Source organism: Pseudomonas sp. GZJR-8, assembly GCF_002916705.1.
In the GTDB taxonomy this organism is placed as follows: Bacteria; Pseudomonadota; Gammaproteobacteria; order Pseudomonadales; family Pseudomonadaceae; genus Aquipseudomonas; species Aquipseudomonas synxantha_A.
This window is the reverse complement of sequence record NZ_JXSI01000004.1, coordinates 58,101-79,953: the sequence shown is the minus strand read 5'-3', so window position 1 is coordinate 79,953 and position 21,853 is coordinate 58,101. Positions and strand designations below refer to the sequence as shown.

General features: G+C 59.9%; 23 protein-coding genes. 15 read left to right on the top strand and 8 right to left on the bottom strand.

The window, feature by feature from the left end; translation table 11 throughout:
• Nucleotides 1–99: 99 nt before the first annotated feature.
• Nucleotides 100–909 (bottom strand): tryptophan synthase subunit alpha, encoded by an 810-nt coding sequence (gene trpA, locus TK42_RS09435; protein WP_005783403.1) that lies wholly within the window; start codon nucleotides 907–909, stop codon nucleotides 100–102.
• Entirely contained in the window at nucleotides 910–2,136 is a 1,227-nt protein-coding gene (gene trpB / locus TK42_RS09430) for a tryptophan synthase subunit beta (protein WP_103734091.1), read from the bottom strand.
• Nucleotides 2,137–2,247: 111 nt separating this feature from the next.
• Between trpB and TK42_RS09425 the strand changes: the two genes are divergently transcribed.
• The gene (locus tag TK42_RS09425) at nucleotides 2,248–3,144 is read left to right on the top strand and encodes a LysR family transcriptional regulator (protein WP_103734090.1); all 897 of its coding nucleotides are present in this window, start codon (nucleotides 2,248–2,250) and stop codon (nucleotides 3,142–3,144) included.
• A gap of 8 nt (nucleotides 3,145–3,152) precedes the next feature.
• On the opposite strand, the gene TK42_RS09420 is transcribed toward TK42_RS09425, so the two are convergent.
• Entirely contained in the window at nucleotides 3,153–3,479 is a 327-nt protein-coding gene (locus TK42_RS09420) for a YqjD family protein (protein ID WP_003187304.1), read from the bottom strand.
• A 157-nt stretch (nucleotides 3,480–3,636) separates the two neighbouring features.
• Here TK42_RS09420 and TK42_RS09415 point away from each other — a divergent pair, with 157 nt between their 5' ends.
• The gene (locus TK42_RS09415) at nucleotides 3,637–3,852 is read left to right on the top strand and encodes a dodecin (protein ID WP_005783406.1); all 216 of its coding nucleotides are present in this window, start codon (nucleotides 3,637–3,639) and stop codon (nucleotides 3,850–3,852) included.
• A gap of 116 nt (nucleotides 3,853–3,968) precedes the next feature.
• On the top strand, nucleotides 3,969–4,190 hold the full coding sequence (locus tag TK42_RS09410) for a DUF1161 domain-containing protein (protein WP_103734089.1): 222 nt from the start codon (nucleotides 3,969–3,971) through the stop codon (nucleotides 4,188–4,190).
• A 57-nt stretch (nucleotides 4,191–4,247) separates the two neighbouring features.
• Here TK42_RS09410 and TK42_RS09405 read toward each other — a convergent pair whose 3' ends face one another.
• A complete protein-coding gene (locus TK42_RS09405) occupies nucleotides 4,248–5,249 on the bottom strand; it encodes an LLM class flavin-dependent oxidoreductase (protein ID WP_103734088.1) in 1,002 nt (333 codons plus the stop codon).
• A gap of 220 nt (nucleotides 5,250–5,469) precedes the next feature.
• Here TK42_RS09405 and TK42_RS09400 point away from each other — a divergent pair, with 220 nt between their 5' ends.
• Nucleotides 5,470–5,901, top strand: coding sequence for an OsmC family protein (locus tag TK42_RS09400; protein ID WP_003187311.1), 432 nt, complete (start codon nucleotides 5,470–5,472; stop codon nucleotides 5,899–5,901).
• Nucleotides 5,902–6,112: 211 nt separating this feature from the next.
• Nucleotides 6,113–6,352: a DUF1161 domain-containing protein gene (locus tag TK42_RS09395; RefSeq protein WP_003187312.1), complete on the top strand. Its 240-nt coding sequence runs from the start codon at nucleotides 6,113–6,115 to the stop codon at nucleotides 6,350–6,352.
• Between the two features lies 1 nt (nucleotide 6,353).
• On the opposite strand, the gene TK42_RS09390 is transcribed toward TK42_RS09395, so the two are convergent.
• Nucleotides 6,354–6,776: a hypothetical protein gene (locus TK42_RS09390; protein WP_005783410.1), complete on the bottom strand. Its 423-nt coding sequence runs from the start codon at nucleotides 6,774–6,776 to the stop codon at nucleotides 6,354–6,356.
• A gap of 110 nt (nucleotides 6,777–6,886) precedes the next feature.
• Between TK42_RS09390 and TK42_RS09385 the strand changes: the two genes are divergently transcribed.
• On the top strand, nucleotides 6,887–7,930 hold the full coding sequence (locus TK42_RS09385) for an aminopeptidase (RefSeq protein ID WP_103734087.1): 1,044 nt from the start codon (nucleotides 6,887–6,889) through the stop codon (nucleotides 7,928–7,930).
• Between the two features lie 85 nt (nucleotides 7,931–8,015).
• On the opposite strand, the gene TK42_RS09380 is transcribed toward TK42_RS09385, so the two are convergent.
• Entirely contained in the window at nucleotides 8,016–8,675 is a 660-nt protein-coding gene (locus tag TK42_RS09380; RefSeq protein WP_103734086.1) for an HAD family hydrolase, read from the bottom strand.
• A complete protein-coding gene (locus tag TK42_RS09375; protein WP_005783413.1) occupies nucleotides 8,672–9,214 on the bottom strand; it encodes a gamma carbonic anhydrase family protein in 543 nt (180 codons plus the stop codon). The genes TK42_RS09380 and TK42_RS09375 overlap by 4 nt, the downstream gene beginning before the upstream one ends.
• 102 nt (nucleotides 9,215–9,316) lie before the next feature.
• On the opposite strand from TK42_RS09375, the gene prlC reads away from it, so the two are divergent.
• The 8 genes from prlC (at nucleotide 9,317) to TK42_RS09335 (ending at nucleotide 19,522) form a co-directional block, all read left to right on the top strand.
• Nucleotides 9,317–11,368: an oligopeptidase A gene (gene prlC, locus TK42_RS09370; RefSeq protein WP_103734085.1), complete on the top strand. Its 2,052-nt coding sequence runs from the start codon at nucleotides 9,317–9,319 to the stop codon at nucleotides 11,366–11,368.
• A complete protein-coding gene (locus tag TK42_RS09365) occupies nucleotides 11,365–11,640 on the top strand; it encodes a YheV family putative zinc ribbon protein (RefSeq protein ID WP_032878575.1) in 276 nt (91 codons plus the stop codon). The genes prlC and TK42_RS09365 overlap by 4 nt, the downstream gene beginning before the upstream one ends.
• 301 nt (nucleotides 11,641–11,941) lie before the next feature.
• Nucleotides 11,942–12,694: a gluconate 2-dehydrogenase subunit 3 family protein gene (locus TK42_RS09360; protein ID WP_032878573.1), complete on the top strand. Its 753-nt coding sequence runs from the start codon at nucleotides 11,942–11,944 to the stop codon at nucleotides 12,692–12,694.
• Nucleotides 12,695–12,696: 2 nt separating this feature from the next.
• The gene (locus TK42_RS09355; protein WP_005783418.1) at nucleotides 12,697–14,481 is read left to right on the top strand and encodes a GMC family oxidoreductase; all 1,785 of its coding nucleotides are present in this window, start codon (nucleotides 12,697–12,699) and stop codon (nucleotides 14,479–14,481) included.
• 12 nt (nucleotides 14,482–14,493) lie between these two features.
• Entirely contained in the window at nucleotides 14,494–15,792 is a 1,299-nt protein-coding gene (locus TK42_RS09350; protein WP_103734084.1) for a cytochrome c, read from the top strand.
• Nucleotides 15,793–15,873: 81 nt separating this feature from the next.
• A complete protein-coding gene (locus tag TK42_RS09345; protein WP_032878571.1) occupies nucleotides 15,874–16,932 on the top strand; it encodes a PA0069 family radical SAM protein in 1,059 nt (352 codons plus the stop codon).
• A gap of 228 nt (nucleotides 16,933–17,160) precedes the next feature.
• Nucleotides 17,161–17,889: a carbonic anhydrase gene (locus TK42_RS09340; protein WP_005783421.1), complete on the top strand. Its 729-nt coding sequence runs from the start codon at nucleotides 17,161–17,163 to the stop codon at nucleotides 17,887–17,889.
• 85 nt (nucleotides 17,890–17,974) lie between these two features.
• Nucleotides 17,975–19,522, top strand: coding sequence for a SulP family inorganic anion transporter (locus TK42_RS09335; RefSeq protein WP_103734083.1), 1,548 nt, complete (start codon nucleotides 17,975–17,977; stop codon nucleotides 19,520–19,522).
• A gap of 132 nt (nucleotides 19,523–19,654) precedes the next feature.
• Here TK42_RS09335 and TK42_RS09330 read toward each other — a convergent pair whose 3' ends face one another.
• A complete protein-coding gene (locus tag TK42_RS09330; RefSeq protein ID WP_103734082.1) occupies nucleotides 19,655–20,302 on the bottom strand; it encodes a hypothetical protein in 648 nt (215 codons plus the stop codon).
• 369 nt (nucleotides 20,303–20,671) lie between these two features.
• On the opposite strand from TK42_RS09330, the gene coxB reads away from it, so the two are divergent.
• Nucleotides 20,672–21,799, top strand: coding sequence for a cytochrome c oxidase subunit II (gene coxB, locus TK42_RS09325; protein WP_103734081.1), 1,128 nt, complete (start codon nucleotides 20,672–20,674; stop codon nucleotides 21,797–21,799).
• Nucleotides 21,800–21,853 lie beyond the last annotated feature (54 nt).

The window sequence follows — 21,853 nt, the reverse complement described above, 5'->3', positions numbered from 1 at the left end:
GGGGCTTGCGAGGGTGGTTAGACGGCAATAGGCATGGAAGTGCGTTGGGGTGACGTGGTGTCACCCCTCAGCGTAGCGCAAGTATCAAAACGCAGGTGCTTACTTGCGTGCGTTGCGCACACCTGCCGACAGCGCCGCGCAATGACTCAGCACGCCATCGATCGCCTGCTGGTCGCTGCCGGCATTGGCGATGTGATCGATCAGTGCCGAACCCACCACCACACCGTCGGCCAGGCGCGCAATGGCCGCAGCTTGTTCCGGTGTACGAATACCGAAACCGATGCTGATCGGCAGGTCGGTGTGGCGACGCAGGCGCGTGACCGCTTCTTCGACGTGTTCCAGCGTGGCGGCGCCGGCACCGGTCACGCCTGCTACCGACACGTAATACACAAACCCGGAACTGCCGTTGAGCACCGTCGGCAGGCGCACGTCATCGGTGGTCGGCGTGGTCAGGCGGATAAAGTCGATGCCCGCGGCCTGAGCCGGGTCGCATAACTCGCCGTTGTGCTCAGGTGGCATGTCGACCACGATCAGGCCGTCGACGCCGGCTGCCTTCGCATCGGCGATAAACTGCGGCACACCGTATTTGTGAATTGGGTTGAAGTAGCCCATCAACACCAGGGGGGTGTCGCTGTCGTCGGTGCGGAACTCGCGGACCATTTGCAGGGTTTTCGCCAGGTTTTGCTTGGCGTCCAGCGCACGGATATTAGCCAGTTGAATCGCCGGGCCGTCTGCCATCGGATCGGTGAAGGGCATGCCCAGCTCGATCACGTCGGCGCCGGCGGCCGGCAAGCCCTTGAGGATCGCCAGCGAGGCGTCATAACCCGGGTCGCCAGCGGTGACGAAGGTCACCAGGGCGGCGCGGTTTTGTTCCTTGAGTTGCGCAAAGCGGGTTTGCAGGCGGCTCATTTAGTGTTTCTCCTGCTTGGACTGTTCCATGTGATGCATCACGGTCTGCATATCTTTGTCGCCACGGCCCGAGAGATTGACCACCATCAGATGATCCTTGGGCAGGGTGGGTGCGCGCTTGAACACTTCAGCCAGGGCGTGGGCGCTTTCCAGCGCAGGAATTATCCCTTCCAGGCGGCAGCATTTGTGGAATGCATCCAGGGCTTCGTCATCAGTTACCGAGGTGTACTGGACGCGGCCGATGTCATGCAACCAGGCGTGCTCAGGGCCGATGCCGGGGTAGTCGAGGCCGGCGGAAATCGAATGGGCGTCGATGATCTGGCCGTCGTCGTCCTGCAGCAGGAAGGTGCGGTTGCCGTGCAGCACGCCGGGTACGCCGCCGTTGAGGCTGGCGGCGTGCTTGCCGGTTTCGATGCCATGGCCCGCTGCTTCGACGCCGATGATTTCGACGCTGGTGTCATCCAGGAACGGGTGGAACAAGCCCATGGCGTTGGAGCCACCGCCGATGCACGCCACCAGGCTGTCCGGCAGGCGGCCTTCCTGGGCTTGCAGTTGGGTGCGGGTTTCCTTGCCGATCACGGCCTGGAAGTCGCGCACCATGGCCGGGTAAGGATGTGGGCCGGCCACGGTGCCGATCAGGTAGAAGGTGCTGTCGACGTTGGTCACCCAGTCACGCAGGGCTTCGTTCATGGCGTCTTTGAGGGTGCCGGTGCCGGCGACCACCGGGATCACTTCGGCACCCAGCAGCTTCATGCGAAACACGTTGGCCTGCTGGCGCTCGATATCGGTGGTGCCCATGTAGATCACGCATTGCAGGCCGAAGCGTGCGGCAACGGTAGCGGTGGCTACGCCGTGCATACCGGCACCGGTCTCGGCGATGATGCGTTTCTTGCCCATGCGCCGTGCCAGCAGGATCTGGCCGATGCAGTTGTTGATCTTGTGCGCGCCGGTGTGGTTCAGCTCTTCGCGCTTGAGATAGATCTTGGCGCCGCCACAGAACTCCGTCAGGCGTTCGGCTAAGTACAGCGGGCTTGGGCGTCCGACGTAATCGCGCTGGAAGTAGGCCAATTCTTCATTGAACGCTGGATCCACTTTGGCCGCTTCGTATTCACGGGCCAGGTCGAGGATCAACGGCATCAGCGTTTCAGCCACGTAGCGGCCGCCGAACGCACCAAACAGGCCGTTGGCGTCAGGGCCGTTGCGTAGATCGGTCTGGGACTGGGTCATGGGGCGCTCCAGGAATGAATGTGTGTTGAGAGGCAATGACGGCCACTCTACCCCTGACGCTTTGGCCTGAAAACCGATAAGATCGCCGTAACCTGTCAGGAAAACTCACAGATGAGCCGCGACCTACCACCCCTCAATGCCTTGCGTGCTTTTGAAGCCACCGCCCGCTTCAGTAGCGTCAGCCAAGCCGCTGAGCAACTGCACGTGACCCACGGTGCGGTCAGCCGGCAGTTGAAAGTACTGGAAGAACATTTGGGTGTGAGCCTGTTCGTCAAGGATGGACGTGGCCTTAAACTCACAGATGCAGGCGTACGGCTTCGGGATGCCAGCGTGGAGGCTTTCGAGCGGCTGCGGGACGCGTGCGCCGAACTCTCCCAAAGCGGCGTCGACGCGCCCTTCGTGCTCGGCTGTTCGGGCAGTTTGCTGGCGCGCTGGTTTATCCCCCGGCTGGGGCGCTTGAATGCGGACTTGCCAGATTTGCGCCTGCACCTGTCGGCGGGCGAAGGCGATCTGGACCCCCGGCGGCCAGGCCTGGACGCCTTGCTGCTATTCGCCGAGCCGCCGTGGCCGGCCGACATGCAGGTGTACGAGCTGGCCAGCGAGCGCATCGGCCCGGTGTTGAGCCCTCGTTTCGCAGGTTTTGAACAGTTGCGTCAGGCTCCAGCAACGGCATTGCTAAGCGAAGCGTTGTTGCACACCACCTCACGACCCCAAGCCTGGCCCAGCTGGGCGCGGCAACACGGCATCGAGCCCGGCGCGTTGAAACTCGGCCAGGGGTTTGAGCACTTGTATTATTTGCTGGAAGCGGCAGTAGCAGGATTGGGAGTGGCGATTGCGCCAGAACCACTGGTGGCAGAGGACCTGCGAGCGGGTCGCCTGGTGGCGCCATGGGGCTTCAGCGAAACCCCGGCGCACCTGGCTTTGTGGCTACCCAAGCGCGCCGCAGACGGGCGCGCCGGGCAGTTGGCGCAATGGCTCAAGGCTGAGCTGTTGCGTCAACCGGTGTAACCGGTCAATCAGTCACCGCGCTTGCACAGCAGGTAGGCTGCCAGCAAGCCCAGTGCACCTACGGCAACGCCGGCGGTAGTCCATGGGTGCTCTTGTGCATAGTCACGGGTGGCAGCACTGGTTTCACGAATTTTGACTTTGCTTTCTTCATAGGCGTCGCTGATCAGGTGGCGAGAGTGCTTGAGGGCGTTCTCGGCATTGCTTTTCAGGGCCTTCAGCGTTTTGCGCGACTCATCGGACGCGTCGTCCTTGAGGCTCTCCAGAGATTTGAGCAGGCTCGAAATCTCGGCTTCCATGCTTTCCAGCGACGCTTTGCGTAAAGAAGTGTTGGCCATGTGGACATCTCCTGAAGTGATTGATTGGCGTGTGTAGATACCGACTGCGCCGGTTTCAGAAAGTGCAGTAATTCTGAACTTTCACCTCCCAGCGGTCGCCAGAAGCAGTAAGCACATTCGCTGCTAGTCTTGATTGACGACCTATAGGAGAAACGCCATGAGTGATCATCACACCTACAAGAAAGTCGAACTGGTGGGCTCTTCCACCACCAGCATCGAAGACGCAATCAACAATGCTCTGGCTGAAGCCAACAAAAGCATCAAGCACCTGGAGTGGTTCGAGGTGACTGAAACCCGTGGTCACATCAAGGATGGCAAGGCCGCGCACTTCCAGGTCACGCTGAAAGTGGGGTTCCGAATTGCGAGTAGTTAATCCGCTCAGTTGAACTTTGCCCGCTGGCCGATTGCCATAACCTGCGCTACAACGAATGCGTGCCGATGCGATGAGCGTTGGCACGCTCTTTTTGATCAGCGCAAGGAAAGTAACGGATGAAGAAGTTTCTGTTGGCGGTGGGTTTGTTGAGCATTGCGGGTACGGCGATGGCAGCCAAGGACTGTGAGGAGCTGAAAAGCGAGATCGCAGCGAAAATCGATGCCAAGGGCGTACCGCATTACTCTTTGGAAATCGTAGATAAAGGCGCCGCAGCGGATGGTGACGTCGTAGGGACGTGCGGCGGCGACACCAAGGAAATTGTCTACAAGCGCGGTTGATTCCGTGCTCCAGACATAAAAACCGACGCAAGTGCGTCGGTTTTTTTCGCTTGGATTTCAGCCCTTCATCACCTGTGCCAGCAGCTCGTAGGAATGAATCCGGTCGGCGTGCTCATAAAGGTCACTGGTAAAAATCAGCTCATCGGCACCGGTTTGCTCGATCAACACCTCCAGCTTGGCGCGAATCTTCGCCGGGCTACCCACCATGGCCAGGCCAAGGAAGCTACCCACCGCGTCTTTTTCATGGGGCAGCCACAAGCCGTCCATGGTTTTTACCGGTGGGCGCTGCACCAGGCTCTGGCCGCGCATCAGCGCGAGGATGCGTTGGTACATCGAGGTGGCCAGGTAATCGGCCCGTTCATCGGTATCGGCTGCCACCAGTGGAATGCCGAGCATCACGTAGGGCTTGTCCAGTACCGCCGAAGGCTTGAAGTGATTGCGGTACACACGAATCGCCTCATGCATCAGGCGCGGTGCGAAGTGGGAGGCGAAGGCGTAGGGCAAGCCACGCTCACCGGCCAATTGCGCGCTGAACAGGCTCGAACCCAACAGCCACACTGGCACATTGGTGCCCGTGCCCGGTACGGCGATCACCCGTTGGTCGGGCGTACGCGGGCCCAGGTAGGCCATGAGTTCGGCTACGTCTTCGGGGAAGTCATCGGCACTGCCGGAACGTTCACGGCGCAGGGCGCGAGCGGTCATCTGGTCAGAACCGGGCGCGCGGCCCAGGCCCAGGTCAATACGGCCGGGGTAGAGGCTTTCCAGAGTGCCGAACTGTTCGGCAATCACCAATGGCGCGTGGTTAGGCAGCATGACGCCGCCGGAACCGACACGAATGGTCGAGGTGCCGCCAGCCAGATAGCCGAGCAATACTGAAGTGGCAGAACTGGCGATGCCGTCCATATTGTGGTGCTCAGCTACCCAAAAGCGGTTGTAGCCGAACTTTTCCACGTGTTGGGCCAAGTCCAGGGAATTGCGCAGCGACTGCGCCGGGCTGCCATTGGCACGCACGGGCACCAGGTCGAGGGTCGAAAACTTTACGTCGGACAGCGATTTCATCAGCCTGCTTCTCCAATAGGGCGTACAGGCTTTTTTAAACGAGCTAAAACCTGCCGCTGCATGTGCATACTCTATGCAATGAGGGCATATACCCGAGATTCAATAGGTGGCTCCGAAATTTCCTACTGTCTCGCTAGGTTTTTCCGACAAGGTGAACTTTGCCCACGGGTCTATCCTCAGAACCCTTACTGACGCAAAACCACCGTTCGAGGAGAAAGCTATGAGTATCGTTAAAAAGGCATCCGCGCATTGGGAAGGTGATCTGAAGACAGGCCTGGGTTCCATATCCACTGAAACCGGCGTGCTGCGCGAAGCGCCCTACGGCTTCAAGGCCCGTTTCGAAGGCGGCAAGGGCACCAACCCTGAAGAGCTTATCGGCGCAGCTCACGCCGGCTGTTTCTCCATGGCGTTTTCCATGATTCTCGGCGATGCCGGGCTCAAGGCTGACAGCATTGATACCCAGGCCGAAGTGACCCTGGACCAGGTCGAGGGCGGATTCGCGATCACTGCCGTGCACCTGATCCTCAAAGCCAAGATCCCGGGCGCGAGCCAGGCGCAGTTCGATGAACTGAGCAAAAAGGCCAAGGAAGGGTGCCCGGTGTCCAAAGTGCTGAATGCAACCATCACCTTGGATGCCACGCTGGTCAACTGACACAGCAGTACTCTTGTGTGGGAGCGGGCTTGCTCGCGAATGCGGTGGATCAGCCGATATCTCGGGGACTGACACTCCGTATTCGCGAGCAAGCCCGCTCCCACATTTTCAGTTGTGCGTTAAATCAGAACTCGTGTTTGTAAAATGTGGTCGAATAGCCCATGCAGCCTAGGCGCACACTCGTGCGCAGCGCATTCAGGGAGCTACACACATGAAACGTTTTGCCTTGGCAATCATCTGCGGTGTATTGGCCACTTCGGCCGTGGCCGCGCCAAAAGATTGTGAAGAGCTCAGGAAAGAAATCGAAGTGAAGATCCAGGCCAAGGCGATTCCGTCCTACACCCTGGAAATCATCACTGCCGAAGAAGCCAAGAACCATGACGAAGCCATGATCGTCGGTTCGTGTGAAAACGGTACCAAGCGCATCATCTATCAGAAAAACAACGACTGACTCAGATGCAGTTGACGCTGCGTTCTTCGGCCAGCAACTGGCGCGCTGAGTCATACAGCCGGATGTTGGGCGTGAACGCGAGCGAGCGACCTTCGAGCACATAGCGTTGGCCGGCCTGGAAATGGTCGTACTGCAGGGTCATGAAACAGGTGCGATACATCATCTGGCTAAGGCCCCCCAAACCGCCGCCGGCGGGCACTTCAAAGTCAAAGCGCACCATCAGCTCGTGAGGGCCGGGAGGCATTTGGAAGAAGCGCCCGTCGTTGAGGTTTTTCCCGTCCAGGCGCTGAGCCATGACCAATTTGGAGCCCGGCGTCGGCGTGGTGAAATCCACCCAGGCCTGTTGCGGGTCGACAGGCGGGATGGGGGCCGAAGTGCAAGCGCTGAGCAGGAGGGCGGCAACGGGCAATGGAAACTGACGCATGGCAGGTACTCAACGCGAGAAGAGGCTTGAGTATAAACATGCCGCGCCATGGAAAAATCCCGTTCAAGCGCGATAGTCTGGCGAATAAATCACCCAGGAGCAGTCGGTGCATGATCAGGTGTTTTCTTCCAGGGTTGATGGTTGTGCTACTCAGCGGTTGTTCCAGCGTCAGTTATTACAGTCAGTTGGCGAGCGGTCAGTGGCAGTTATTGCGGGCCCGGGAGCCGGTTGCCGAAGTTATCGCCGACCAGACTCGCCCTCAACTATTGCGCGAGCATCTCGTGCAATCGCAAAAAGCTCGCACCTTTGCCAGTGAGCACTTGCATCTGCCGGATAATCAAAGCTACCGGTTATACGCCGATATCGGCCGGCCCTATGTGGTCTGGAATGTCTTCGCCACGCAGGAATTTTCTCTGGCTCCTGAAAACCACTGCTTTCCCATCGCCGGTTGCGTTGCCTATCGCGGCTACTACAACCAAGGCGCGGCGCGTGGCGAGGCGGCGCTGTTGCGGCAACAAGGCATGGACGTGTCGATCGGTGGCGTCGAAGCCTATTCCACCCTGGGGTGGTTCAACGACCCGATCATGAGTTCGATGATGAGTTGGGGTGATGAGCGCCTCGCGACTCTGATCTTCCACGAACTGGCCCACCAGCGTTTCTACGTGAAGGATGACACCGAGTTCAACGAGTCATTCGCCACGTTCGTCGAGCAGGAAGGCACCCGTCAGTGGCGGGCGGCACGGGGCCTGGCGCCTGTCAGCGATGCGGCGTTGAAGCAACGCGATCAATTCATCCGGCTGATTCTCGATACCCGCAAACGCCTGGAGGCGTTGTATGCGCAGCCGTTGGCGGCGCAGGTGATGCGGCAGGCCAAGGCCGCGCAGTTCGAGCGCTTGCGCACTGAATACCGGCAGATGCGTGATAGCCAATGGGGTGGCGACAAGCGCTATGACGCTTGGATCAACCAGCCGATGAACAATGCGCGACTGTTGCCATTCGGGCTGTATGACCGGTGGGTGCCGGCGTTTGCGGCGTTGTTTGCGCAGGAGGGTGGGGATTGGGTGAGGTTTTATAAGGCGGTGGAGAGGTTGGGCGGGTTGCCGGTGGCGCAGCGCAAGGCGGCGTTGAGGCAGTTGGAAGGGGTTGGCCGTTAGGGCCTCATCGGGGGCAAGCCCCCTCCCACATTTTGATATGTGAACACATTCAAGTGTGGGAGCGGGCTTGCTCGCGAAAGCGGTTTCAAGAGCGCTGCAAAAATGCCTGGTGCATCTGTGCCAACGTCTCGAAGTGCCAGGTCGGCGCTTCGGCACTCAACTCTTCAAAACTGCCGAACCCATACCCTACCGCCGCCGAATCCAACCCATTGCTGCGTGCGCCGATCAGGTCATGCTTGCGATCACCGATCATCAAGGTTGTGGCCGGGTCCAGCCCTTCCTCACGGATCAAGTGGGCGATCAACTCGACCTTGTTGGTACGCGTGCCGTCCAGTTCGCTGCCGTAAATCACCTTGAAGTGCTTGGCAAAGTCGAAATGCCGCGCAATCTCGCGGGCAAATTCCCATGGCTTGGAGGTGGCCACGTACAGTTGGCGCCCTTGGCTGTTGAGTTCCTCCAGCAATGGCATCACGCCGTCGAACACGCGGTTTTCATACAGCCCGGTGACCTTGAAGCGCTCGCGGTAGAAATTCACCGCTTCCCAGGCCTTGGCCTCGTCGAAACCGTAGAAGTGCATGAACGCTTGCAGCAGAGGCGGGCCGATGAAGTGTTCAAGCTTGGTCAGGTCAGGTTCGTCGATGCCCAATTTGCCAAGGGCGTACTGGATCGAACGGGTGATGCCCTCACGCGGATCGGTGAGCGTGCCGTCCAGGTCGAAGAGGACCGTTGGGTGGTTGAGGGTCATTGATCGAATCCTTCTGCCAGGTGCAGGTCCTTGAGCTTCACGTAGTTCGCAGCGCTGTAGGTGAAAAAGGCGCGCTCCTTGTCAGTCAGCGCGCGGACCTGTTTAACCGGGCTGCCCACATACAAAAAACCACTGTCGAGTTTCTTGCCGGGTGGCACCAGGCTGCCGGCGCCGATGATCACGTCGTCCTCGACCACTGCGCCGTCCATCACGATGCTGCTCATGCCAATCAAGACGCGGTTGCCCACCGTGCAACCATGCAGCATGACCTTGTGGGCGATGGTCACGTCGTCGCCGATCAGCAGCGGGAAACCATCAGGATTGAACGGCCCTGCATGGGTAATGTGCAACACGCAGCCGTCCTGCACACTGGTGCGTGCGCCGATGCGGATGCGGTGCATGTCGCCGCGAATCACGGTCAGCGGCCAAACCGAGCTGTCGGGGCCGATTTCGACATCGCCGATCACCACCGCCGAAATATCGACAAAAGCCCCGGCGCCCAGGGTTGGCGTGTGGTTCTGATAGGTGCGAAGGGTCACGATAGCCTCTCTCTCTTCTGCTGATAGCTGCGGTGGGTGTTGATTGTAATTAAGATGGCCCCATCTTTGTTCTTACATGTTTCTTCAGCCAAGGTGCCAACCGTGAGCGCGAACAACCCTCTTTTGCAGTCCTACGACCTGCCGCCGTTCTCGGCGATCCGTGCCGAGCACGTCCAGCCGGCCATCGAACAGATCCTCGCCGACAACCGTGTGGCTATCGCAGACATCCTGCAAAGCCAGGGCAAAAATCCGACATGGGCCGGTCTGGTCCTGGCCATGGATGAACTGAACGACCGCCTTGGCGCTGCCTGGAGCCCGGTCAGCCACCTCAATGCAGTGTGCAACAGCGCGGAGTTGCGTGAAGCCTACGAGGCTTGCCTGCCCGCCTTGAGTGCCTACTCCACCGAGATGGGCCAGAACCGTGAACTGTTCCAGGCTTTCGACGCCTTGGCCAACAGCCCCGAGGCCGCCGGTTTCGACGTGGCGCAAAAAACCATTCTGGAACACTCCCTGCGCGATTTCCGCCTGTCGGGTATCGACCTGCCGCCGGAGCAGCAAAAGCGCTACGCCGAAGTGCAAAGCAAGCTTTCCGAGCTGGGCAGCAAATTCTCCAACCAGTTGCTGGACGCTACCCAGGCCTGGACCAAGCACGTCACCGATGAAGCCACCCTCGCCGGCCTGACCGACTCGGCCAAGGCGCAAATGGCTGCCGCCGCCCAGGCCAAGGGCCTCGACGGCTGGCTGATCACCCTGGAATTCCCCAGCTATTACGCCGTGATGACCTATGCCCAGGACCGCGCCCTACGTGAAGAGGTCTACGCGGCCTACTGCACCCGTGCGTCGGACCAGGGCCCGAATGCCGGTCAGAACGATAACGGCCCGGTGATGGAACAGATTCTCGACCTGCGTCAGGAACTGGCCCAATTGTTGGGTTACGCGTCCTTCGCCGAGCTGAGCCTGGCGACCAAGATGGCCGACTCCAGCGACCAGGTGCTGAGCTTCCTGCGGGACCTGGCCAAACGCAGCAAGCCGTTCGCCACACAGGATCTGCAACAGCTCAAGGCTTACGCCGCCGAACAAGGCTGCGCCGACCTGCAAAGCTGGGACAGCGGTTTCTATGGCGAAAAATTGCGTGAGCAGCGCTACAGCGTGTCCCAGGAAGCCCTGCGTGCTTACTTCCCGATCGACAAGGTGCTGGGCGGCCTGTTTGCCATTGTGCAACGCCTGTACGGCATCGAGATTGCCGAACAGAAGGGCTTCGACACCTGGCACCCGGACGTTCGCCTGTTTGAAATCAAAGAAAATGGCGAGCACGTCGGGCGCTTCTTCTTCGACCTGTATGCCCGCGCCAACAAGCGTGGCGGTGCCTGGATGGACGGTGCCCGCGATCGTCGTCGCACGGTCGACGGCGTGCTGCAAAGCCCGGTCGCCAACCTGGTGTGCAACTTCACGCCAGCCGACAGCGGCAAGCCTGCGCTGCTGACCCACGATGAAGTCACCACCCTGTTCCACGAATTCGGCCACGGCCTGCATCACCTGCTGACTCGCGTCGAGCACGCCGGTGTATCCGGGATCAACGGCGTGGCGTGGGATGCGGTGGAATTGCCGAGCCAATTCATGGAGAACTGGTGCTGGGAGCCCGAGGGCCTGGCGCTGATCTCTGGCCACTATGAAACCGGCGAGCCCCTGCCCCAGGATCTGCTGGAAAAAATGCTCGCGGCGAAGAATTTCCAGTCCGGCCTGATGATGGTGCGTCAGCTGGAGTTCTCGTTGTTCGACTTTGAGCTGCACGCCACTCATGGCGATAGCCGCAGCGTGGCGCAGGTGCTTGAAGGTGTACGTGATGAAGTCTCGGTGATGCGTCCGCCGGCCTACAACCGCTTCCCCAACAGCTTCGCACACATCTTCGCCGGTGGTTATGCGGCGGGTTACTACAGCTACAAATGGGCCGAAGTGCTTTCGGCCGATGCCTTCTCCAAGTTCGAAGAAGACGGTGTGCTCAATGCCCAGACCGGGCGTGCGTTTCGCGAAGCGATCCTGGCGCGTGGCGGTTCCCAGGCGCCGATGGTGCTGTTCGTCGACTTCCGCGGACGGGCGCCGTCGATTGACGCACTCTTGCGCCACAGCGGCCTGAGTGACGACGCGGCAGCATGAGTGAAGCGCCTGTGATTACCAAAAAGCAATTTATCGCCGGGGCGGTCTGCCCGGCGTGCAGTGAGCCGGACAAGTTGAAAATGTGGACCGAAGACAGCGTGCCGCACCGCGAATGCGTGGCCTGCGGGTATACCGATACGTTGAATGATCAGGGGCTTTCGGTGCCCAAGGAGTTGGGCACGCGGGTCAATACATCGGCATTGAAAGCGCCGGCGGATCCAAAAGTGCAGGCGGTGCAGTTCTTCCCCAATCCCAAGCTAAAAAAAGACTGACAACCCTTACGCGTACCAAAAGTGGGAGGGGGCTTGCTCCCGATAGCAGTGTGTCAGCCAACTGATTGGTTACTGATACACCGCCATCGGGAGCAAGCTCCCTCCCACTGTTTTGCTCCCATTTATGCGACTTAGGTCGCTGAATCTCTCCTCGGCATCCTTAGCCTGCTATCATTTGTAACTATTGATTGCGGCTGCGATCTATCTCATTGGATCGGTTGTATCCAATATGCCGCTAAAAAAAGACAAGCCGTTCACAGAAGCGGCTGCCAAACCCGTGCCCACATGATGAGGTATACCCATGTCTGATCAAGATCAAGACAACCCCCGGCGTGACTTTCTACGCAAATCCTTGACCTTGATCCCGGTGGTCACGGTTGCCAGCACCGGCCTGGGTGGTTCGATGCTGATGGCCACGCCGGAGCCTGCCCAAGCGGCGCCGGCCAAACCTGCGACGAGCGATAAAGCCTATGAGCCGAGTTATTTCACGGCCGAGGAATGGGCGTTCATCAACGCCGCCGTCGAGCGCTTGATTCCGGCTGATGCCCAAGGCCCTGGCGCACTGGAAGCTGGCGCGCCGGAATATATCGACCGCCAGATGAACACCCCTTACGCCAGCGGCGCCCTGTGGTTCATGCAAGGTCCCTTCAACGCCGATGCGCCGCCGGAAATGGGCTGGCAGAGCAAATTGGTACCCAAGGAAATCTATCGCCTGGGTATCGCCGCAACGGACGCTTGGTCGAAAGCGTTCAACGGCAAGGCTTTTGCTGCGCAAGACAGCGCTACCCGAGACGATATGCTACGCCGTCTGGAGGCCGGCGGCAGCGAAGTTGCCGCGCACTTCGACGCCGTGCCGCCAAAGATGTTCTTTAACCTGTTGCTGCAAAACACCAAGGAAGGTTTCTTCTGCGACCCGATCCATGGCGGCAATAAAGGCATGGTCGGCTGGACCATGATCGGCTTCCCCGGCGCCCGCGCCGACTTCATGGATTGGGTGGAACGCAACGAGCAATACCCCTTCCCGGCTGTTTCCATTCGCGGCGAGAGGGCATAAACGTGGCGACCATCATGAAGAAAGTGGATGCGGTGATTGTAGGCTTTGGCTGGACCGGCGCGATCATGGCCAAGGAGCTGACGGAAGCAGGCCTCAACGTGGTAGCGCTGGAGCGCGGCCCGATGCAGGACACTTATCCGGACGGCAACTATCCCCAGGTCATCGACGAATTGACCTACAGCGTGCGTAAGAAGCTGTTCCAGGACATTTCCAAAGAGACAGTAACCATTCGCCATAGTGTGAATGATGTGGCCCTGCCCAACCGTCAACTCGGTGCGTTCCTGCCGGGTAACGGCGTGGGCGGCGCGGGGCTGCACTGGTCGGGCGTGCATTTTCGTGTCGATCCGATCGAGTTGCGTATGCGCAGCCATTACGAGGAACGCTACGGGAAGAACTTCATTCCCAAGGACATGACCATCCAGGATTTCGGCGTCAGCTATGAAGAGCTGGAGCCGTTTTTCGACTATGCGGAAAAAGTCTTCGGTACCTCCGGGCAGGCCTGGACGGTCAAAGGTCAGTTGGTAGGCGAAGGCCGTGGGGGCAACCCTTACGCGCCGGATCGTTCCAACCCGTTCCCGTTGGAGGCGCAGAAGAATACGGTCTCCGCACAACTGTTTCAGAAAGCAGCGACGGAGGTGGGTTACAAGCCTTACAACCTGCCGTCGGCCAATACGTCGGGGCCATACACCAACCCCTACGGCGCGCAGATGGGACCGTGCAATTTCTGCGGCTTTTGCAGTGGCTACGTGTGCTACATGTATTCCAAAGCGTCGCCGAACGTGAACATCCTGCCGGCCCTGCGCCAGGTGCCCAACTTCGAGTTGCGGCCCAATTCCCACGTACTCAAGGTCAACCTCGACAGCACCAAGAAAAAAGCCACTGGCGTGACCTATATCGATGCCCAGGGCCGCGAATGCGAACAGCCGGCAGACCTGGTGATTCTGGGCGCGTTCCAGTTCCATAACGTGCGCCTGATGTTGCTGTCGGGCATCGGCAAACCCTACGACCCGATTACCAATGAGGGCGTGGTAGGCCGCAACTTCGCTTACCAGAACATGGGCACCATCAAGGCGTTCTTTGATAAGGACACCCACACCAACAACTTCATTGGCGCGGGCGGCAATGGCGTGGCCATCGACGACTTCAACGCCGACAACTTCGACCACGGCCCCCACGGCTTCGTGGGGGGCTCGCCGATGTGGGTCAACCAGGCGGGCAGCCGGCCGATTGCCGGTACTTCCAACCCGCCGGGCACGCCGGCCTGGGGCAGCGCCTGGAAGCGTGCCACCGCCGATTACTACACCCACCAGGTGTCGATGGATGCCCACGGTGCCCATCAATCCTACCGGAGTAACTATCTGGATCTGGATCCGGTTTACCGCGATGCCTACGGCCTGCCGCTGCTGCGCATGACGTTCGACTGGCAGGAAAACGACATCAAGATGAACCGCTTCATGGTCGAGAAAATGGGCAAGGTCGCACAGGCGATGAACCCCAAGGCCATCGCCGTGTTGGGTAAAAAAGTCGGTGATCACTTCAATACCGCCTCTTACCAGACCACCCACCTCAACGGCGGCGCCATCATGGGCACCGACCCGAAAACCAGTGCGTTGAACCGCTACCTGCAGTGTTGGGATGTGCACAACGTGTTCGTCCCGGGCGCGTCTGCTTTCCCACAGGGCTTGGGCTATAACCCTACCGGCCTGGTGGCAGCTTTGACCTATTGGTCAGCTCGAGCAATCCGCGAGCAGTACCTGAAAAACCCCGGCCCACTGGTTCAGGCATAAGGAGCGATGACCATGAAAGCACTCGTTATCGCCTCCCTGGCGCTCTTCAGCAGCTGCTCGGTGAGCGCTGCGGAATCTGACTTGATCAAGCAGGGTGAATACCTGGCACGTGCCGGCGACTGCGTGGCTTGCCACACTGCCAAAGGCGGCAAACCCTTCGCCGGTGGCCTGCCGATGGAAACACCCATCGGCGTGATCTACTCCACCAACATCACCCCAGACAAGACCGGCCTGGGCGACTACAGCTTCGAAGACTTCGACAAGGCCGTGCGCCATGGCGTCGCCAAGAACGGCAGTACGCTTTACCCGGCGATGCCCTACCCGTCCTACGCGCGTGTCAGCGATAGCGATATGCAAGCGCTGTATGCGTACTTCATGAAGGGCGTCGAGCCGGTCGCCCAAGAGAACAAGGACAGCGATATCCCCTGGCCTTTGAGTATGCGTTGGCCGTTGGCCGCGTGGCGCTGGATGTTTGCGCCGGCGGTCGAGGCGCAACCGTCACCAGCCGCAGCGGATCCGGTGATCAGCCGTGGCGCGTACTTGGTGGAAGGCCTGGGACACTGCGGCGCCTGCCATACGCCGCGTGCCCTGACCATGCAGGAAAAAGCCCTGAGCGCCACTGACGGCAACGACTTCCTGTCCGGCAGCGCGCCGTTGGAGGGCTGGATTGCGAAAAGCCTGCGTGGCGACCACAAGGACGGCCTCGGCAGCTGGAGCGAAGAGCAACTGGTGCAGTTTCTCAAGACCGGTCGCAGTGACCGCAGTGCGGTGTTCGGTGGTATGAGCGATGTTGTCGTCCACAGCATGCAGTACATGTCAGAAGATGACTTGACCGCTATCGCCCGTTACCTCAAGAGCCTGCCGGCGGTGGACCCCAAGGATCAGCCGCACCAGTACGACAAGCAGGTGGCCGAGGCGCTTTGGAAAGGTGATGACAGCAAGCCGGGCGCCTCGGTGTATATCGACAACTGCGCGGCCTGCCACCGCACCGATGGTCATGGCTATACGCGGGTGTTCCCGGCGCTGGCGGGTAACCCGGTCGTGCAGACGGCGGACGCCACGTCGTTGATCAACATTGTGTTGAACGGCGGTACCTTGCCGGCGACGCATACCGCGCCGTCCACCTTCACCATGCCGGCATTCGCCTGGCGCCTGTCGGACCAGGAAGTGGCCGATGTGGTCAGTTTTATCCGTGGCAGCTGGGGCAACCAAGGGGCGCCGGTAAACGCCAGCGATGTGGCAGGCCTGCGCAAAAGCGATATGCGCACCACGTCGGGCGATGATCTGGGGCAGGTGACGCAAAAGCACTGATCCCACTCTAGCCGCCCAACGGCACTGGTCAGCAACCCCGCGCCTCGATACTGTATATAAAAACAGTATCGAGGCGTTTTCATGACTACTGCGCTGCCGCCCCGGGGTCGGGGCACGGCCACCAACCTGCACAACCGGTTTGCACCTACGGTCAGCGTGGCCGAGGACGATGGCTGGTACCAGGAGGTGCCGCCCACTCAAGGCACCGAAGTGCGTATCGAAACGGCCAAGACCATCATCACCCGCAACAACTCGCCGGACTTGCCGTTCGATCGCTCGATCAACCCTTACCGCGGCTGTGAGCATGGGTGCATCTATTGTTATGCACGGCCCAGCCATGCCTATTGGGACATGTCCCCGGGGCTCGACTTCGAGACCCGGCTGATTGCCAAGAGCAATGCGGCCGATGTGCTGGAGCAGCAGCTGTCCAAGCCTGGCTATGTGTGCGCGCCGATCAACCTGGGCTCTAACACCGATCCCTACCAGCCTATCGAACGCGAATACAGGATCACGCGGCAAACCCTTGAAGTGCTGCTACGCTACCGTCACCCGGTGACGATCATCACCAAGGGCTCGCTGATCCTGCGTGATCTGGACCTGCTCACCGAGTTGGCCCGTCAGCGCCTGGTGGCGGTGATGATCAGCCTGACCAGCCTGGATGACGAGCTCAAGCGCATCCTGGAGCCACGCACGGCGGCGCCGAAGGCGCGGTTGCGGGCCATTCGGGTGATGCGCGACGCGGGTATTGCGGTGGGTGTGTTGTGCTCGCCGATGATTCCGATGATCAACGACAGTGAGCTGGAAAACCTGCTGACCGAGGCTCATGCGGCCGGTGCGCAAAGCGCGGCGTACATGATGCTGCGCCTGCCGTTGGAAGTGGCGCCGCTGTTCGAGGAGTGGCTGGCGGCACACTACCCGCAGCGTGCGGCTCATGTGATGAGCCTGGTGCGTCAGGTACGCGGTGGTGAGGTGTATGACAGCCGCTTCGGTGTGCGCATGCGGGGTGAAGGGCCCTTTGCCGATTTGCTGGCTCAACGCTTCAGCAAGGCGATCAAGCGTTTGGGGCTGAACCGACGCGAAGGATTCAACCTGGATTGCACCGCATTCTGCCCACCGGGCAGACAGATGACATTGTTGTAAACTGAAGAAGATGGCGGTGAATTTACCGTAGGAATAGTCGCCTTTTGACATCACTGAAACCCGCGATCTAGAGCGTTTCATTCAGTTTGAGTTAAGTTTCAGCGGTTACCTTGTTCAGCGAGTGACTGACGAGTCGGTGCCCTGTTCTGCGGTGGTTTTACAACTATTTCACTGCCCTGGCGTCGAACTGACCTGAACCCTCCCCTGCATTGATCAAGAGGATGAATCATGAGTGACAAGGATAAACAGCCGTTGGCTGCGTCGGCTTCAGCCCCTGTGGCGGAGTCCGCCGATGCAGCGCTGCAACACATCGTTGACGGTTTTTTGCATTTCCATCACGACGTCTTCCCTCAGCAGGAAGAACTCTTCAAGAAACTTGCCACGGCCCAGAGCCCGCGGGCAATGTTCATTACCTGCGCCGACTCGCGCATCGTGCCCGAGCTGATTACCCAAAGCTCCCCGGGCGACCTGTTCGTGACCCGTAACGTCGGTAACGTGGTGCCTCCCTACGGCCAAATGAACGGTGGTGTCTCCACGGCCATCGAGTATGCTGTGCTTGCCCTTGGTGTACAGCACATCATTGTGTGCGGGCACTCCGACTGCGGCGCGATGCGCGCGGTACTCAACCCAGACAGCCTGGAAAAGATGCCGACGGTCAAGGCATGGCTGCGTCACGCCGAGGTCGCCAAGACCATGGTCCATGATAACTGCGACTGCGCCAACGAAGGCGAGAGCATGGCGGTGCTGACCGAAGAAAACGTTATCGCCCAACTGCAACATTTGCGCACCCACCCTTCCGTGGCTTCGCGCATGGCCAATGGTCATTTGTTTATCCATGGCTGGATCTACAACATCGAGACCAGCGAAATTCGGGCCTACGATGCGGACAAAGCGGCGTTCCGACCGCTGAACGGCACCGAGCCGATCCCTTCAGCGACGCCTAAAGCGCGCTTCTAAAACACTTCCCTGCCGGGTAACGCGGTGGCTGCCATGGACGCAGCCAGGCTTTACCGCGCCCGGCGAATGCCTCGGGAGAGTCATCATGCGTGCTGCTCAATTGAAAGCTGTTTTGCCACGAGAGCTGCTCGCCTCGGTGGTTGTTTTTCTGGTTGCCTTGCCGCTGTGCATGGGCATTGCGATCGCATCCGGTATGCCGCCGGCCAAGGGGCTGATCACCGGGATCATCGGTGGCCTGGTGGTGGGCTGGTTGGCGGGGTCGCCGCTGCAAGTCAGCGGCCCGGCGGCGGGTTTGGCGGTACTGGTGTTCGAACTGGTGCGCCAACACGGCATGATGATGCTGGGGCCGATCCTGCTGCTGGCCGGCTTCCTGCAGCTGGTGGCCGGGCGTTTGCGCCTGGGTTGCTGGTTTCGTGTCACGGCGCCGGCGGTTGTCTACGGCATGTTGGCGGGGATCGGCGTGTTGATTGTGCTTTCGCAGATCCATGTGATGCTTGATGGGGCGCCCAAGCCATCCGGGCTGGATAACCTGGCAGGCTTCCCGGCGGCGGTGGCTGAAGCGCTTCCGACCTTGGGTGGCGGGCTCGGGTGGCAGGCCGGCCTGCTCGGTCTGTCGACCATGTTGGTCATGTACCTGTGGGACAAATTCCGCCCGCGGCAATTGCGTTTTGTGCCGGGCGCCCTGCTGGGGGTGGGGCTGGCGACCGTCACCAGCCTGGTGCTGGCCCTGCAGGTCAAGCGCGTGGAGGTCCCGGAAAATCTCGCGGATGCCATTGACTGGCTGCGCCCCAGCGATCTGCTCGACCTGGCCGACCCACAGCTGTTGATCGCAGCTTTCGCCGTAGCGTTTATCGCCAGCGCTGAAACCCTGCTGTCTGCCGCAGCGGTGGACCGTATGCACAGCGGCCAGCGTTCCGATTTCGATAAGGAGTTGTCTGCCCAAGGTGTCGGCAACATGCTCTGCGGCCTGGTGGGTGCCCTGCCGATGACCGGCGTGATCGTGCGCAGCTCGGCCAACGTCCAGGCCGGGGCTACCACTCGGTTGTCGGCGATGTTCCATGGCCTGTGGTTGCTCGGCTTCGTGCTCTTGCTGTCGAGCGTGCTGCAAAGCATTCCGGTCGCGAGCCTGGCGGGTGTGCTGGTGTACACCGGGATCAAGCTGGTGGACGTCAAGGCGTTCAAGGCGCTGGGGCGTTACGGGCGGATGCCGATGTTCACCTATGCGGCCACGGCACTGGCGATCATCTTCACCGACTTGCTGACCGGTGTGCTGGTGGGCTTCGGACTTACGCTGCTCAAACTGGCGTTCAAGGCTTCGCGGCTGAAAGTCAGCTTGATCGACCTGCCTCAAGAGGGGGAGATGGAGCTACGCTTGACGGGTGCGGCGACCTTTCTGAAAGTGCCGGCGCTGACTCAGGTGCTGTCGGCGGTGCCTGCGGGGACCACGTTGCATGTGCCGCTGAGTAACTTGAGTTACATCGACCACTCTTGTCTGGAATTGCTGGAGGAGTGGGGGCGGGCCAATGCGGCCAAGGGCTCGACGCTGGTGATCGAGGCACGGGGATTGAAGCGCCGGTTGGAAGGTCGGGTACGCACAACGGTGGGGATAGGTTCGGCGCCGTCCGTTACCTGACGAAACCCGATCAAAAAAATGTGGGAGGGGGCTTGCTCCCGATAGCGGTGGACCAGTCAAAATCTCTTTGGCTGATACACCCCAATCGGGAGCAAGCCTCCTCCCACATTTGATCGCCGTAAAATGGCAGTTTTATGCAGGCTGATCCAGCGTCAGCTCAACCCCAAGCTGGCGCGACAGGCATGGCCAGCGCTTCCACGCCGCTTCTGTTTCCGGGCTTTTGAGCTGTTCGCGATAGGCCTCGACCGACTCCAGCGCAAAGCTGTCTTCGTTGAGCATTTCATCCACTGCGTGGTGTACGGCTTCATCCAATTGGTTGGCGAATGTTTCGCCGATCAATTGATGAGCAATCACGTTGGCCACGGTGGTATCCGCCGGAATCAACGGCTGGCCGAAATGCTTGATATACAGATCGTTGACCTCCTCCACCAAGCGATGGGCCAGGTAAGCTTCGTCCAGCAGGCCGTCCAGACCTTCGTGGCCGGCCAGGATCGCGGGGGGTTGCAGGAAGAAGTGTTCGGCGATTTTCAGCACCGGCTTGATCTGGCTTTCAATTCCGGCCTCGCGGGCCACGTCATTGGCAGCGTCCAGCAAATCGGGAACCAGGTCGATGTAAGCGGTGACAAAGCGCGTCATAACGATGTTGCGATCACCGTCAGCCAGGGAAATGGCCGAGTGCAGGTGCGGCAATTGTTGTCCCAACTGAGTGGCAAGTTGGCCGGTGCTGGCTTCGTGTTGATGGGCACGGGAAATCTGCTCGCGCAATGCGGCGGTGTTCATGAAGGCTCCAGTGAAACAGGCGTAGGAAAAGGGAGAGGATAAGGTAGTTCGTTTATACGAGCGCCTAAGACGCATTTGTCATAATTATTTCATGGTTATAGGCAGGCGTTATATCGAAATGCCATCGTTCGTCGGATAAACGATTCCGCCGCCCATTTTACGGGGTCCGTCTGTCTGTTTCTATTCATTTGCCCCCACACATTGCGGGGTTGCTAGGGCTGTCTATACTCGGTTTTGTACGCAATTAGCTGATGACGCCCAACTGCATGGCGCAGGCAAGGCTTGGCGGTTGTAAGCAGTATGGAAGCCGCTCCCTTGGCCGCAGGTGCAAACCGGCGGGATAACAAGAAACATAAAGGGGAACCCGCAATGACGCGACATCCACACGTATGGATGGGCCTCCTGTTGTGGTCGGTATTCGGCCAGGCGCACGCCGCCTGGACAACGAATATGGCGCCAGGGGCTACTGAAGTCAGTCACGCCGTGTTTGACCTGCACATGACCATTTTCTGGATCTGTGTGGTGATCGGCATCGTCGTGTTTGGCGCGATGTTCTGGTCGATGATTTTGCACCGGCGTTCCACGGGCCAGGTCGCGGCCAAGTTTCACGAGAGCACCACGGTGGAAATTCTCTGGACGGTCGTGCCCCTGCTGGTCCTGGTGGCCATGGCGATTCCGGCGACCAAGACCCTGATCAACATCTACGACAGCAGTGAGTCGGATATCGATATCCAGGTCACCGGCTACCAGTGGAAGTGGCACTACAAATACCTGGGCCAGGATGTGGAGTTCTTCAGCAACCTGGCCACGCCCGCCGAGCAGATTCATAACCAGGCCACCAAGGGCGAACATTACCTGTTGGAGGTCGACCAGCCGCTGGTGCTGCCGGTGGGTGCCAAGGTGCGCTTTCTGGTGACCGCCGCCGACGTGATCCACTCCTGGTGGGTGCCGGCCTTTGCGGTCAAGCGCGATGCCATCCCGGGCTTCGTCAACGAGGCTTGGACCCGTGTCGAGAAACCCGGCATCTACCGCGGCCAGTGCGCCGAACTTTGCGGCAAAGACCACGGCTTCATGCCCATCGTGGTCGAGGTCAAGTCCAGGGCCGACTACGACACCTGGCTCGGCGAGCGCAAGGAAGAAGCGGCCAAGCTCAAGGAACTGACCTCCAAAGAGTGGACGCTGGACGAACTGGTGGCCCGTGGCGACAAGGTCTATCACACCACCTGCGTTGCCTGTCACCAGGCTGAGGGCCAAGGTTTGCCGCCGATGTTCCCGGCGCTCAAGGGCTCGAAAATCGCCACCGGCCCCGCCGCCGATCACCTGGGCATCGTCTTCCACGGTAAGCCCGGCACCGCGATGGCAGCCTTCGGCAAACAACTCTCGGAAGTGGATATCGCCGCCGTGGTGACTTACGAGCGTAACGCCTGGGGCAATAACAAAGGCGACATGGTCACGCCCAAAGACGTGCTGGCTTTGAAACAGGCCGAAAGCAAATGACTACTTTCAACGCCAATACCCTGAATCGCCCCGCTCACTCGCTTGCAGGAGAAC

Excerpts from the sequence above, each read along its gene's own strand:
- trpA (WP_005783403.1), bottom strand. The coding sequence starts at position 909 with ATGAGCCGCCTGCAAACCCGCTTTGCGCAACTCAAGGAACAAAACCGC.
- trpB (WP_103734091.1), bottom strand. The coding sequence starts at position 2,136 with ATGACCCAGTCCCAGACCGATCTACGCAACGGCCCTGACGCCAACGGC.
- TK42_RS09425 (WP_103734090.1), top strand. The coding sequence starts at position 2,248 with ATGAGCCGCGACCTACCACCCCTCAATGCCTTGCGTGCTTTTGAAGCC.
- TK42_RS09420 (WP_003187304.1), bottom strand. The coding sequence starts at position 3,479 with ATGGCCAACACTTCTTTACGCAAAGCGTCGCTGGAAAGCATGGAAGCC.
- TK42_RS09415 (WP_005783406.1), top strand. The coding sequence starts at position 3,637 with ATGAGTGATCATCACACCTACAAGAAAGTCGAACTGGTGGGCTCTTCC.
- TK42_RS09410 (WP_103734089.1), top strand. The coding sequence starts at position 3,969 with ATGAAGAAGTTTCTGTTGGCGGTGGGTTTGTTGAGCATTGCGGGTACG.
- TK42_RS09405 (WP_103734088.1), bottom strand. The coding sequence starts at position 5,249 with ATGAAATCGCTGTCCGACGTAAAGTTTTCGACCCTCGACCTGGTGCCC.
- TK42_RS09400 (WP_003187311.1), top strand. The coding sequence starts at position 5,470 with ATGAGTATCGTTAAAAAGGCATCCGCGCATTGGGAAGGTGATCTGAAG.
- TK42_RS09395 (WP_003187312.1), top strand. The coding sequence starts at position 6,113 with ATGAAACGTTTTGCCTTGGCAATCATCTGCGGTGTATTGGCCACTTCG.
- TK42_RS09390 (WP_005783410.1), bottom strand. The coding sequence starts at position 6,776 with ATGCGTCAGTTTCCATTGCCCGTTGCCGCCCTCCTGCTCAGCGCTTGC.
- TK42_RS09385 (WP_103734087.1), top strand. The coding sequence starts at position 6,887 with ATGATCAGGTGTTTTCTTCCAGGGTTGATGGTTGTGCTACTCAGCGGT.
- TK42_RS09380 (WP_103734086.1), bottom strand. The coding sequence starts at position 8,675 with ATGACCCTCAACCACCCAACGGTCCTCTTCGACCTGGACGGCACGCTC.
- TK42_RS09365 (WP_032878575.1), top strand. The coding sequence starts at position 11,365 with ATGAGTGAAGCGCCTGTGATTACCAAAAAGCAATTTATCGCCGGGGCG.
- TK42_RS09360 (WP_032878573.1), top strand. The coding sequence starts at position 11,942 with ATGTCTGATCAAGATCAAGACAACCCCCGGCGTGACTTTCTACGCAAA.
- TK42_RS09350 (WP_103734084.1), top strand. The coding sequence starts at position 14,494 with ATGAAAGCACTCGTTATCGCCTCCCTGGCGCTCTTCAGCAGCTGCTCG.
- TK42_RS09345 (WP_032878571.1), top strand. The coding sequence starts at position 15,874 with ATGACTACTGCGCTGCCGCCCCGGGGTCGGGGCACGGCCACCAACCTG.
- TK42_RS09340 (WP_005783421.1), top strand. The coding sequence starts at position 17,161 with ATGAGTGACAAGGATAAACAGCCGTTGGCTGCGTCGGCTTCAGCCCCT.
- TK42_RS09335 (WP_103734083.1), top strand. The coding sequence starts at position 17,975 with ATGCGTGCTGCTCAATTGAAAGCTGTTTTGCCACGAGAGCTGCTCGCC.
- TK42_RS09330 (WP_103734082.1), bottom strand. The coding sequence starts at position 20,302 with ATGAACACCGCCGCATTGCGCGAGCAGATTTCCCGTGCCCATCAACAC.
- coxB (WP_103734081.1), top strand. The coding sequence starts at position 20,672 with ATGACGCGACATCCACACGTATGGATGGGCCTCCTGTTGTGGTCGGTA.